13 protein-coding genes are annotated in these 11,451 nt (G+C 67.7%); 9 read left to right on the top strand and 4 right to left on the bottom strand.

The window, feature by feature from the left end:
* The first annotated feature begins 52 nt into the window (after window positions 1–52).
* The 3 genes from Q4F04_RS04830 (at window position 53) to Q4F04_RS04820 (ending at window position 1,969) form a co-directional block, all read left to right on the top strand.
* Window positions 53–775 (top strand): metallophosphoesterase family protein, encoded by a 723-nt coding sequence (locus tag Q4F04_RS04830; RefSeq protein WP_303368701.1) that lies wholly within the window; start codon window positions 53–55, stop codon window positions 773–775.
* Between the two features lie 116 nt (window positions 776–891).
* Window positions 892–1,212: a heat shock protein HspQ gene (gene hspQ / locus Q4F04_RS04825; RefSeq protein WP_303368700.1), complete on the top strand. Its 321-nt coding sequence runs from the start codon at window positions 892–894 to the stop codon at window positions 1,210–1,212.
* A 7-nt stretch (window positions 1,213–1,219) separates the two neighbouring features.
* Window positions 1,220–1,969 carry a TSUP family transporter gene (locus tag Q4F04_RS04820; RefSeq protein ID WP_303368699.1) on the top strand — a complete coding sequence of 250 codons (750 nt, stop codon included), beginning with the start codon at window positions 1,220–1,222 and terminating at the stop codon, window positions 1,967–1,969.
* A gap of 9 nt (window positions 1,970–1,978) precedes the next feature.
* On the opposite strand, the gene Q4F04_RS04815 is transcribed toward Q4F04_RS04820, so the two are convergent.
* Complete coding sequence (locus Q4F04_RS04815; protein WP_303368698.1) at window positions 1,979–2,968, bottom strand: asparaginase; 990 nt, start codon at window positions 2,966–2,968, stop codon at window positions 1,979–1,981.
* A 147-nt stretch (window positions 2,969–3,115) separates the two neighbouring features.
* Here Q4F04_RS04815 and Q4F04_RS04810 point away from each other — a divergent pair, with 147 nt between their 5' ends.
* Together Q4F04_RS04810 and rlmN are read left to right on the top strand one after the other, a co-directional pair.
* On the top strand, window positions 3,116–3,637 hold the full coding sequence (locus Q4F04_RS04810) for an invasion associated locus B family protein (protein WP_303368697.1): 522 nt from the start codon (window positions 3,116–3,118) through the stop codon (window positions 3,635–3,637).
* Between the two features lie 96 nt (window positions 3,638–3,733).
* The gene (gene rlmN, locus Q4F04_RS04805) at window positions 3,734–4,933 is read left to right on the top strand and encodes a 23S rRNA (adenine(2503)-C(2))-methyltransferase RlmN (RefSeq protein WP_303368696.1); all 1,200 of its coding nucleotides are present in this window, start codon (window positions 3,734–3,736) and stop codon (window positions 4,931–4,933) included.
* Here rlmN and Q4F04_RS04800 read toward each other — a convergent pair.
* A complete protein-coding gene (locus Q4F04_RS04800) occupies window positions 4,906–6,030 on the bottom strand; it encodes an NAD(P)/FAD-dependent oxidoreductase (protein ID WP_303368695.1) in 1,125 nt (374 codons plus the stop codon). The two genes, rlmN and Q4F04_RS04800, sit on opposite strands and share 28 nt — an antisense overlap.
* Before the next feature lie 69 nt (window positions 6,031–6,099).
* Window positions 6,100–6,576 carry a translation initiation factor IF-3 gene (gene infC / locus Q4F04_RS04795; protein ID WP_368660700.1) on the bottom strand — a complete coding sequence of 159 codons (477 nt, stop codon included), beginning with the start codon at window positions 6,574–6,576 and terminating at the stop codon, window positions 6,100–6,102.
* A 264-nt stretch (window positions 6,577–6,840) separates the two neighbouring features.
* On the opposite strand from infC, the gene Q4F04_RS04790 reads away from it, so the two are divergent.
* Together Q4F04_RS04790 and Q4F04_RS04785 are read left to right on the top strand one after the other, a co-directional pair.
* Window positions 6,841–7,500: a hypothetical protein gene (locus Q4F04_RS04790; RefSeq protein WP_303368693.1), complete on the top strand. Its 660-nt coding sequence runs from the start codon at window positions 6,841–6,843 to the stop codon at window positions 7,498–7,500.
* Window positions 7,501–7,622: 122 nt separating this feature from the next.
* The gene (locus tag Q4F04_RS04785; RefSeq protein ID WP_303368726.1) at window positions 7,623–8,483 is read left to right on the top strand and encodes a glycosyltransferase family 2 protein; all 861 of its coding nucleotides are present in this window, start codon (window positions 7,623–7,625) and stop codon (window positions 8,481–8,483) included.
* A 122-nt stretch (window positions 8,484–8,605) separates the two neighbouring features.
* Here Q4F04_RS04785 and gdhA read toward each other — a convergent pair whose 3' ends face one another.
* Complete coding sequence (gene gdhA / locus Q4F04_RS04780; RefSeq protein WP_303368692.1) at window positions 8,606–9,961, bottom strand: NADP-specific glutamate dehydrogenase; 1,356 nt, start codon at window positions 9,959–9,961, stop codon at window positions 8,606–8,608.
* A gap of 251 nt (window positions 9,962–10,212) precedes the next feature.
* On the opposite strand from gdhA, the gene fabA reads away from it, so the two are divergent.
* Both fabA and Q4F04_RS04770 read left to right on the top strand, forming a co-directional pair.
* Window positions 10,213–10,722: a bifunctional 3-hydroxydecanoyl-ACP dehydratase/trans-2-decenoyl-ACP isomerase gene (gene fabA / locus Q4F04_RS04775; protein ID WP_303368691.1), complete on the top strand. Its 510-nt coding sequence runs from the start codon at window positions 10,213–10,215 to the stop codon at window positions 10,720–10,722.
* Window positions 10,723–10,741: 19 nt separating this feature from the next.
* Window positions 10,742–11,451: beta-ketoacyl synthase N-terminal-like domain-containing protein (locus Q4F04_RS04770; RefSeq protein WP_303368690.1), on the top strand; the 710-nt coding region annotated here is incomplete at its 3' end.

Below are 11,451 nucleotides of genomic sequence, written 5' to 3'. Positions count from 1 at the left end.
GGAACCCCCTCCCCGGCCGATCCGTTGGCCGGGGAGCTTCACGGGACGGTTCATGCGAATCCATGCCATTGGCGACATTCACGGCCAGCTTGAGCGGCTGCGCGAGGCGCATGAGCGCATCGAGCAGGACGCCGGCGGGAATGCGCTGGTCGTCCATCTGGGCGACCTGATCGACAAGGGGCCGGATTCGCGCGGAGTAGTCGAGTTCCTGATGGACGGACAGGCGCGGGGCCGGAACTGGATCGTGCTGAAGGGCAACCACGACCGGGCGCTGCCGAACTTCCTGCGCGATCCCCGCTGGGTCGACCCGCGCGCAGCCGAGCAGAAGGACTGGATCGCCCGCGATGTCGGCGCCGAGGCGGCGCTGGCGTCCTACGGGGTGGCCGATGCGGCCAGCCGCCCACTGGACGAGGTCCATGCCGAGGCGCTGGCCGCCGTGCCCCCCGATCACGCCCGCTGGCTGCAGGGGCTTCCGGCATGGTATCTCGGCCGGCACGCCCTCTTTGTCCATGCCGGCATCCGGCCCGGCATCGACCTGCGTGCCCAAGTCGAGGATGATCTGCTGTGGATCAGAAAGCCCTTTCACGACGACCGGCGCGACCACGGCGTTCTGGTCGTGCACGGTCATACCCCGGTCCGGCGGCCCACCCATTACGGCAACCGCGTCAACATCGACACCGGCGCGGGCGACGGCGGGCCGCTGACCGCCATGCGCCTGGATGACCGGGGGTTGTGGGTGCTTGAGGATGGGGAAAGCCGCCCGCTGGTCTTCTGACCCTGCGGCATGGTGGCGGTTCCGGGACATTTGATGTAAGGTCGACACGCGCGGCGATTTACTCGCGATGGCCTGCGCGTTAAGACAGCTTTGCACACAGGAACCGGGAAAACCGGATGCGACTTGCGAAATACAACATCGGGCAGGTGGTCCGTCATCGTGAACATCCCTTTCGCGGGGTGGTCTTCGACGTGGACCCGCAGTTCTCGAACACCGAGGAATGGTACCAGTCCATCCCCGAGGATTGCCGTCCCTCCAGGGACCAGCCCTACTACCACCTTTATGCCGAGACCGAGGCGACCTATTACATCGCCTATGTGTCCGAACAGAACCTGCTGCCCGATCCCTCGGGCGAGCCGCTGGAACATCCCGAACTGATCGCCCTTTTCGGCGAGTTCGAGAACGGCCGCTATCCGCTGCAGCACGGCCTGAACTGATTTCTGGATGGACCCGTCCCTGATCGCGGCCTTGGTGGCGGCGGCCGTCGCCGCCGGCTTTGTCGATTCGATCGCGGGCGGCGGCGGGCTGATCACCGTTCCAGTGCTGATGCTGGCGGGCGTTCCCCCGGACCAGGCGCTTGCGACCAACAAGGTGCAGGGCAGCTTCGGCGCGGCCACGGCGGCGGCCAGCTACGCCCGCAGCGGCCTTGTGGACCTGCGCCGGCAGTTGCCGACGGCGGCGCTGGCCTTTGCCGCAGGGGGCGCGGGCGCGGCGCTTGTCAGCAGCCTGCCGACCGATCTGCTGCGGATCTTCCTGCCCGTCGTGCTGATCGGCATCGCGCTGTTCTTCGCGCTGAAGCCGGGGCTGAACGACCTCGACCGCACGGCGCGGCTGACGCCCGCGCTGTTCGCGCTGACGGCGGTGCCGGCCATCGGCTTTTACGACGGGCTGATCGGGCCGGGGGCGGGGGCGTTCTACATGCTGGCCTTCGTCACGCTGGGGGGCTTCGGCATCCTCAAGGCCACGGCCCATACCAAGCTTCTGAACTTCGCCTCGAACATCGGCGGGTTGGCCGTCTTTGCGCTCGCCGGCAGCCCCTTGTGGATGGTGGGGCTGCTGATGGGCGCGGGGCAGATCCTTGGCGCCTGGATCGGGGCGCGGCTGGCGATGCGGGTGGGCGCGCGGGTCATCAAGCCGCTGCTGGTCGTCACCTCGACGGCGCTGGCGCTGCGCCTGCTGTGGCAGATGGCCTGAAAGCCACCGTCAGAGATCCGCGAATCCCTCTGCCAGCCGCCGCTCCGCGACCTCGGTTCCGCGCCAGTTGCGGATCGGGCCGGTCAGGTATTTGCCGACCGCCGGATGGTTGGCATCCAGAAGACCGTGATGGACCAGCAGCGCGGTGATGGCGGCCTCGGACCCCCGCGTGCCGCCGTCCGTGACCTTCAGCGCGATGCCGAGGCCCCGTTCCGGCGCGATGGCGACAAAGACCGCCTCGGCCCCGGTCTTGACCGCGACGCGGCCACCCATGGCCCGCATCAGGTCGGTGCAGGCCCGCCCCTCGCCCGCGACAAGTTCGGGGTGCATCGCCATCGCCTCGGTCAGCCGCCGCATGGCGCGGCCGCGCCCGTCCGCGGCGGGCGAGGCAAAGCCCGCCATCGCGCGGGCCAGCCCGGCGACCGAGACCGCGAAGTTCGGGGCCGAGCAGCCGTCGATGCCGAGACCGGCGATGGTTTCGCCCGTGACCTCCTCGGTCGCGGCCCGGATCGCCTGCTGCAGCGGATGCTCGGGCAGGTGATACTCGGCAGTGCCCTTGTGGTGGCGGTTCCAGGTCAGGAAGCCCGCGTGCTTGCCCGAGCAGTTGTTGTGGAACTGGCAGGGCGCCTCGTCCAAACAGGTCAGGCGCCGGTTTTCCGCCGCGTCCCAGGGCATGTGCGTGCCGCAGCGCAGATCGCCCTCGCCCAGGCCCAGCCCGTGCAGCCAGTCCCGCACCCCTTCGGCATGCATCCGCGCGCCGCTGTGCGAGGCGCAGGCCAGCGCCAGTTGCCGAGGTCCAAGGCCCGCCGCATCCGCCGCGCCGCTTTCCAGCAGGGGCAGCGCCTGGATCATCTTGCAGGAGGACCGCGGAAAGATCACCGCATCGGGATCGCCCCAGGCGGCGACCATCCCGCCGCGGTCCCAGACCACCGCATGGCCGCGGTGGACGCTTTCCCGCAGGCCGCCCCGCCAGAATTCGATCAGATCGACTGCCGCCATCATCCAGCCCTTTGACAAATGCGCGATTTCCGTCCGCAGGGGTTTTGCCGTCCCTTGCTTTCCGGTTATCTAAGGCCCATCCGGTCGCAAGACCACCGATCCGTGACAACCCGGGCCTTAACCGGGGCAGCAAGAGGGCACGAGAGCATGACGAAATCCATCTTCAACCTCGGCTTTGTGGCCGCCGCGCTGATGGCGGTTGCCGCCCCCGCGCTTGCGGCCGAGCCGAGGGTGTTGGGCAGCCAGGGGGACTGGACCGCGTTCATCGGCGACGACCCCAAGGAATGCTGGGCCGTCTCTCCGCCCAAGTCCACCCGCAACACCGACGCCGAGGGCAACCCGCGCGAGGTGACGCGCAGCGACATCCGCCTGTATGTCGCCTATCGTCCCGGCCAGAACGGCGAGGTGTCGTTCCAGGGTGGCTATCCCTTTGCCCCCGATTCCACCGTGGACGTGAGCGTCGGCGGCCAGACCTTCAAGCTGTTCACCGAGGGCGAGAATGCCTGGACCGGTTCGCCCGACGAGGATGCCAAGCTGATCTCGGCCCTGCGGGCAGGGTCGGAAGTGGTCATCAAGGGCAGGTCCAGCCGTGGCACCAACACGTCGGACACCTTCTCGCTATCGGGAATCACCGCGATGACGAACTCGGCGCGCGACAACTGCCGCTGATCGCGGCTGCGTCCTTGCGTCACTTGTGATATGGCCGGGGCCGCCCCATCTGGGTGCGGCCCCTTTCTCTTTCCAACCCGCAGGGATTTTCCGCCCATGACGACGCTTGTTCCCGAAGCCCGCGCCGATGCGCCGATCGTGCAGGACCTGCGGACGATCCCGCGCAGGCCGGAATCCGGCGGGCGCGTCAACATCGTCGGGCTGACGCGCGAGCAGTTGCGCGCCGCCCTGGTCGAGGCAGGAACGCCCGAGCGTCAGGCGCGGATGCGCGTAGGCCAGATCTGGCAATGGGTCTATCACTGGGGCCTGCGCGACTTCGGTGCGATGACGAATCTTGCCAAGGACTACCGCGCCTTTCTGGCGGAACGGTTCGAGATCGCCCTGCCCGAGGTCGTGACGCGCCAGATCTCGGACGACGGCACCCGCAAATACCTGCTGCGGATCGCTGGCGGGCATGAGGTCGAGACGGTCTATATCCCCGAGGAAGGCCGCGGGACGCTCTGCGTGTCGTCGCAGGTCGGCTGCACTCTGACCTGTTCCTTCTGCCACACCGGCACGCAGAAGCTGGTGCGGAACCTGACGGCAGGCGAGATCGTGGGCCAGTTGATGGTCGTGCGCGACGATCTGGGCGAATGGCCGGAACCCGGCGCGCCCAAGGACGAGACGCGGCTGGTGTCGAACCTCGTGCTGATGGGCATGGGCGAGCCGCTTTACAACTTCGACAACGTGCGGGACGCGATGAAGGTGGTAATGGACGGCGAGGGGCTGTCGCTGTCGCGCCGCCGCATCACGCTGTCCACCTCGGGCGTCGTGCCCGAGATCGCCCGGACGGCCGAGGAGATCGGCTGCCAGTTGGCGGTCAGCTTCCATGCCACCACCGACCCGGTGCGGGACCGGCTGGTACCGATCAACAAGCGCTGGAACATCGCGGAACTGCTAGGCGCCCTGCGGGAATATCCTCGGCTCTCGAACAGCGAGCGGATCACCTTTGAATACGTGATGCTGGACGGCGTGAACGATAGCGACGAGGACGCCCGCCGCCTGATCAAGCTGATCCGGGGCATCCCGGCCAAGATCAACCTGATCCCCTTCAACGAATGGCCGGGTGCGCCCTACAAGCGGTCAAGCTGGGAACGGATCGAGGCCTTTGCCGACATCATCTACAAGGCGGGCTACGCCAGCCCGATCCGCACGCCGCGGGGCGAGGACATCATGGCCGCCTGCGGGCAGTTGAAATCGGCCACCGAGCGCGGCCGCAAGTCGGCGGCTCAGGTCGCGGCCGAGGCCGGGATCTGATCCAGCCGCGCCGCGACCTCCTCGGCGATGGCCAGCGATGAGGTCAGGCCGGGGCTTTCGATGCCGAACAGGTTGACGAGGCCGGGGATGCCATGGGTTTCCGGCCCGTCGATGTGGAAATCGGCGGCAGGCTCTCCGGGTCCGCTGATCTTGGGACGGATGCCGCAATAGGTCGGCGCCAGTGCGCCTGCGGGCAGGCCCGGCCAGTAGCGGCGGATCTCGGCTTCGAAATGCGCCTGCCGGTCGGGATTCACGCGATAGTCGATCCCGTCGATCCACTCGACATCCGGACCGAATCGCATCGCGCCGCCCAGGTCCAGCGTCAGGTGGACCCCCAACCCGCCCGGCTCGGGCACCGGATAGATCAGGCGAGAGAAGGCGGGCCTGCCCGGCAGCGCGTAATAGCTGCCGCGCGCATAGCGGGTCACGGGCACATGGGCCGGATCAAGTCCCTGCACCCCCTGCGCCACCTGCGAGGCCCAGAGCCCCGCCGCGTTCACCACCGCATCGGCGGCAAGGGTGAAGCGTTCCCCGGCAGCCTCGGTTTCCACGGCAAAGCCCCGTCCCGCGGGGCTGATCGCAACCACGCCCGTGCCAAGCGCCAGTGACGCCCCGGCGGCCTCGGCATCCGCCAGCAGCGCCGCCATCAGCGCGTGGCTGTCCACGATCCCGGTTTCCGGCGACATCAGCGCCCCGTGGCAGGAGAGCGCCGGTTCCAGCGCCATCGCCTGCGCGCCCGTCAGCATCTGCAACGCGACGTCATTCGCCGCCGCATGGCCGGCGATCTCCTCCAGCATCGCCAATTGCCCCGGCGCGGTCGCCACGATCAGCTTGCCGCAGCGCCGGTGCGGCACACCGCGCCGGGCGGCATAATCGTAAAGCATCCCCCTGCCCCGGCCGCAAAGCCGCGCCTTGAGGCTGCCGGGGGCGTAGTAGATCCCGGCGTGGATCACCTCGGAGTTTCTGGAACTGGTCTCGGTGCCGATGGCATCGGCCTTTTCGACGATGACGACCTCGATCCCGCGCAGGGCCAGGGCGCGCGCAATGGCAAGCCCCACGACGCCCGCGCCCACCACGATGCAACCGACCCGATCCATTCCAGCCCCCGCTGACGCAAAAAAACCCGCCCCGAGGGGCGGGCCGTTCATCCGCTATGACCCGCAGCCTCAGCGCGGCGCGATCATCATCACCATCTGCCGGCCTTCCAGCTTGGGCATGGATTCGACCTTGCCGGCCTCACCCACCTCGTCGCGGACGCGGTTCAGCAGTTCCATGCCGAGGTTCTGGTGCGCCATCTCGCGGCCGCGGAAGCGCAGGGTGACTTTCACCTTGTCGCCTTCCTCAAGGAACCGCTTCACCGAGCGCATCTTGACATCATAGTCATGGTCGTCGGTGCCGGGGCGGAACTTGATTTCCTTGACCTCGATGGTCTTCTGCTTCTTGCGCGCCTCGGCCTCGCGCTTCTGCTGTTCATACTTGAACTTGCCGAGGTCCATGATCTTGCAGACCGGCGGGACGGCGTTGGGCGAGATCTCGACCAGATCCAGCCCCGCTTCTTCGGCAAGCGCCATGCCACGGGCGGGTGTCACCACCCCGATGTTTTCCCCCTCCGCACCGATCAGGCGGATTTCGGGAACCCGGATGCGGTCATTGGTGCGCGGTCCGGTGTCACGGGTGGGCGGAGCGTTGTGCGGTCTGCGGGCTATGGGCGTAATCCTTGCATGGTTGAAGATTTCCTTCACGAAATAATCAACCGGCAATCCCGTTTCAACTGTCTTGAGGGGCCGCCTTGGCGATTGCGGCGGGTTTTCCCGTCACGGAAGCTGTGCGATAGGGTTCCGGGCCTTCGCCGGCGCGCCGATGCGGTGCAGGCAGGGCACCTGTGGGATTTCAGCGAGGTCTTTGCGATGTCACGTCTTGCCGGCCTGATTCTCGTGCTGGCCGTCCTGCTGGGCGGCACTTTCTTCTGGCAATGGCAGTCGCGCCAGCCCGCCGCGCCGGAAGCGGTGGCGCCGGTTCCTGCCCCGGCCGCCGCGCCGGACCCTGCGGCAAGCGCCGCCGCCGGGGATGCGGCAGCGGCCGCAGGCAGCGCCGCGGATGCTGCCGCCGATGCCGCCGCCGTCGCGGCCGATGTGGCCGCCGAGGCCTCGAAGGCGGCCGAGGGCACCGCCATTCCGCCGCTGGACGACGCCGCACGCGAAGCGCAGGCTGCCGCCGAAGCCGCCATCCGGGCCGCCGCGGATGCCGCCGACGCCGCGGCCGAGGCTGATGCCAACGCTGCCCGCGATCCGCAGGACACCGCCACCGCGGCCGAGGCTGCCGGTTCGGCGGCGCGCGCGGCGGGGGCCGCCGTCAGCGATGCGACGGAAGCCGCCCGCGAAGCGATCGGGATCGACCGCCTGCTGACACCCGAAGGCTTCAACGCCGCTGAGGTCGCGGCGCTGATCGACAACAGCAATCTCGACCCTGCGCAGCGGGAATCTCTGAAAACCATCGTCGCCGCAGCCTCCAGCAGCCCCGCGATGCTGCGATCCGCGCTGGAGCAGGTCCGAGCGGTGCTGCGGTGAACGACGCCACCCCCCATATCCGCCCCGACCCCAGCGATCCGCTGGGGCTGAAGGAGGTCGCCCCCGCCGCGCCGGCACCCGCCCGGACCGAGGTCCCGGCCGCGCCCCGGCGGCCCGTCCCGCTGGAGACCTTTCTCGCCAACCCCGGCGAGCATCTGCGGCGCGGCCCCATTGCCGTCATCCTGATCGAGGATGGCATCGAGGTCGCGGCGACCCTGGCCCATCACATGGCCCTGGGCTTCAGGAAGATCCTCGCGCTGTCGCCCGAGCCCCTGCCGCCCTCCGACCTACCGGACGATCCCAAGGGACGGGTGCTGAACCTTCTGTTCGATGTCCGCGCGGGCGGCGCCCATGCCCGGTCCGTCAATGCGGTGATCCCCGCTGTTCCCGCCGACACCTGGCTTTATTACGGCTACAACGCCGAGTTCCTGTTCTATCCCTTTTCGGAAACCCGCGCCGTGGGCGAGATGCTGGCCTTCCATGCCGAGGAACGCAGGCGGGGGATGCTGACCTATGTGATCGACCTTTATGCCCCCGACCTGGGCCGCTATCCGAACGCCGTCAGCATGGACGAGGCGATGTTCGACCGCACCGGCTATTACGCGCTGGGACGGCCCGACCGCAGCGGGGGGGTCAAGGACCGGCAACTCGACTTCTACGGCGGGCTGCGCTGGCGGCTGGAGGAGCACCTGCCCCCCGACCGCCGCCGCATCGACCGCATCGCCCTGTTCCGCACGGAAAAGGACCTGCGGCTACTGCCCGATCACCGGCTGTCGATCGAGGAATACAACACCTATGCCTGTCCCTGGCACAACAACCTGACAGCGGCGGTGGCGTCCTTCCGGGTGGCCAAGGCGCTGGCCCGCAACCCCGGCTCGCGCGAGCAGATCCGGGATTTCACCTGGCGCAACTCGGAACCCTTCCGCTGGACCTCGCAGCAGTTGATGGAACAGGGGCTGATGGAACCGGGGCAATGGTTCTGACGCGGTCCTGACGGCAAGGGAAGGAAGGGGGCTGTCTGCCCCCTCTGGCATCTGCGATGCCAATCACCCCCGAGGATATTTGGAAACCGTCCGAAGCCCGTTGGGGCCGCGGACAGTGCAGGTCAGATGACGCCCAACGCGCGCATCGCCTCGGCCACGCGGACGAAGCCCGCGATGTTGGCACCAAGGACATAGTCGCCGGGGGCGCCGTATTCCTCGGCCGTCTCGGCGCAGATGTCGTGGATGTTGGTCATGATGTCGTCCAGACGCTCGACCGTCTCCTCGAAGGTCCAGCTGTCGCGCGAGGCGTTCTGCTGCATTTCCAGCGCCGAGGTGGCGACCCCGCCCGCATTCGCGGCCTTGCCGGGCGCGTAAAGCACGTCGCCCCGGCGCAGGGCATCCACGGCGTCGGGGGTGCAGGGCATGTTGGCGCCCTCGGCCACGACCCGGACCCCGTTCCTGATCAGGGTCTTGGCATGCCGGCCGTTCAGTTCGTTCTGGGTCGCGCAGGGCAGCGCGATCTGGCAGGGGACGTCCCAGATCGCGCCCTTGCCGGCCTCGATGAAATAGGTTCCCGTTCCCTTGATGCGGGCGTATTCGGAAATCCGGCCGCGGCGCTTTTCCTTGATCTCGCGCAGGAGGTCGAGGTCGATGCCGTTCTCATCCACGACATAGCCGCTGGAATCGGAACAGGCGACGACCTTGGCGCCGTATTCCTGCAGCTTCTCGATGGCAAAGGTCGCGACATTGCCCGAACCCGAGACGACGGCGGTGCGGCCCTCGAAATCCTCGCCCATGGCCTTCAGCATCGAGCGCACGAAGAAGACGGTGCCGTAGCCCGTGGCCTCGGGGCGCGCGCGCGAGCCGCCGTAGGAAAGGCCCTTGCCGGTCAGAACGCCCGCCTCGTAGCGGTTGGTCAGGCGCTTGTATTGCCCGAACATGTAGCCGATCTCGCGCCCGCCCACGCCGATGTCACCCGCGGGGACGTCAGTGTATTCGCCGAGGTGGCGGTGCAGTTCCAGCATGAAGGACTGGCAGAAGCGCATGATCTCGCGGTCGCTGCGGCCCTTGGGGTCGAAGTCGGACCCGCCCTTGCCGCCGCCGATGGGCATGGTGGTCAGCGCGTTCTTGAAGGTCTGCTCGAAGCCGAGGAACTTGATGATGCCCACGTTCACCGAAGGATGGAAGCGGATGCCCCCCTTGTAGGGGCCGAGGGCCGAGTTGAACTGGACCCGGAAGCCGCGGTTGATCTGGACGCGGTCCTGGTCGTCGATCCACGGCACGCGGAAGATGATCTGGCGCTCGGGCTCGCAGATGCGCTCGATCAGGCCTTCCTCCAGGTATTCGGGGTGCTTGGCGACGACGCGGCCAAGGCTTTCCATGACCTCGATCACGGCCTGGTGGAATTCGGGCTCGCCCGCGTTGCGTTCCATGACCGTGGTCAGGATGTGCTGAAGTTTCTCGTCGATGCGCGCCATGTCCGTCCCGCCATTGTGGGTATACGGCGCGCGGAATAATCCCAGAGCGCGTCAGGCTACAACCGCCTTGCGCAATCTTTGTGCGGAAATGCGATCAAATCCTGTGCGCTCTGCCACCTTCGGCTTGGTTGCGCGCAATGTTTCGGGGACAGGGCCAAGGCGCCCTCGCCTGCTTGCGCGGTTTGCCGCCCGGATGATAGACGCGGGAAAAGCCGGCGGACAGGCCGGCGCCACAGACAGGACCAGACCGCATGGCGATGGAACAGACCCGCTTCGACAAGGGCGACCTTCTGGCCTGCGCGCGGGGCGAGCTGTTCGGCCCCGGCAACGCGCAGCTTCCCGAACCCCCGATGCTGATGATGGACCGCATCACCGACATCAGCGAGGACGGCGGCGCCCATGGCAAGGGCCATGTCGTGGCCGAGTTCGACATCACCCCCGAGTTGTGGTTCTTCGCCTGCCACTTCCCCGGCAACCCGATCATGCCGGGCTGCCTCGGCCTTGACGGGCTGTGGCAGCTGACCGGCTTCAACCTGGGCTGGCGCGGCTGGAAGGGGCGCGGCTATGCGCTGGGCGTGGGCGAGGTCAAGCTGACCGGCATGGTCCGGCCCGACCGCAAGCTTTTGACCTACAAGGTCGATTTCACCAAGGCCGTGCAGACCCGCCGGCTGACCATGGGCGTGGCCGACGGCATCGTGGAAGCCGATGGCGAGGTCATCTACCAGGTCAAGGACATGAAGGTCGCTCTTTCCGAGAGCTGAACCGAAGGAGGGCTGCATCATGCGCCGCGTCGTCATCACCGGGCTGGGGATCGTCTCGCCCATCGGCAACAATGCCACTGAGGTCACCGACAGCCTGCGCACGGGCCGGTCCGGCATCGTCTTCTCGCCCCAATACGCCGAGCGCGGCTTCCGCAGCCAGGTCGAGGGGCGTCCGACCATCGACATCGCCGCCCATGTGGACAAGCGCGACCTTCGCTTCATGGGCGAAGGGGCGGCCTGGAACTTCATCGCCATGCAGCAGGCCGTCGCGGATTCGGGGCTGGAACCCGGCGACGTCTCGAACCCGCGCACCGGGCTGGTGATGGGTTCGGGCGGGCCGTCCACGTCCAACTTCTTCAACGCCCACCAGATCGTCGTGGAAAAGGGCGCGCCCAAGCGCATGGGGCCGTTCATGGTCACCCGCTGCATGTCCTCGACCAACTCGGCCTGCCTTGCGACGCCGTTTTCGATCAAGGGCGTGAACTATTCGATCACCTCGGCCTGCTCGACCTCGGCCCATTGCATCGGCAACGGGACCGAGCTGATCCAGATGGGCAAGCAGGACATCGTCTTCGCGGGCGGCGGCGAGGAACTGGACTGGACCCTCTCCTGCCTGTTCGACGCGATGGGGGCAATGTCATCCAAATACAACGACGCGCCGGAAACGGCCTCGCGTCCCTTCGACGCGACCCGCGACGGCTTCGTGATCGGGGGCGGCGGCGGCGTGGT

The organism is Paracoccus sp. (in: a-proteobacteria) (assembly GCF_030536915.1).
Lineage (GTDB): Bacteria > Pseudomonadota > Alphaproteobacteria > Rhodobacterales > Rhodobacteraceae > Paracoccus.
The sequence above is the reverse complement of the archived record's forward strand: the minus strand, read 5'-3'. Positions and strand labels throughout refer to the sequence as shown.

Coding starts and splice junctions, on each gene's coding strand:
- Q4F04_RS04820 (WP_303368699.1), top strand. CDS start 1,220: ATGGACCCGTCCCTGATCGCGGCCTTGGTGGCGGCGGCCGTCGCCGCC.
- gdhA (WP_303368692.1), bottom strand. CDS start 9,961: ATGGCGCGCATCGACGAGAAACTTCAGCACATCCTGACCACGGTCATG.
- Q4F04_RS04830 (WP_303368701.1), top strand. CDS start 53: ATGCGAATCCATGCCATTGGCGACATTCACGGCCAGCTTGAGCGGCTG.
- fabA (WP_303368691.1), top strand. CDS start 10,213: ATGGCGATGGAACAGACCCGCTTCGACAAGGGCGACCTTCTGGCCTGC.
- hspQ (WP_303368700.1), top strand. CDS start 892: ATGCGACTTGCGAAATACAACATCGGGCAGGTGGTCCGTCATCGTGAA.
- Q4F04_RS04815 (WP_303368698.1), bottom strand. CDS start 2,968: ATGGCGGCAGTCGATCTGATCGAATTCTGGCGGGGCGGCCTGCGGGAA.
- Q4F04_RS04810 (WP_303368697.1), top strand. CDS start 3,116: ATGACGAAATCCATCTTCAACCTCGGCTTTGTGGCCGCCGCGCTGATG.
- rlmN (WP_303368696.1), top strand. CDS start 3,734: ATGACGACGCTTGTTCCCGAAGCCCGCGCCGATGCGCCGATCGTGCAG.
- Q4F04_RS04800 (WP_303368695.1), bottom strand. CDS start 6,030: ATGGATCGGGTCGGTTGCATCGTGGTGGGCGCGGGCGTCGTGGGGCTT.
- Q4F04_RS04790 (WP_303368693.1), top strand. CDS start 6,841: ATGTCACGTCTTGCCGGCCTGATTCTCGTGCTGGCCGTCCTGCTGGGC.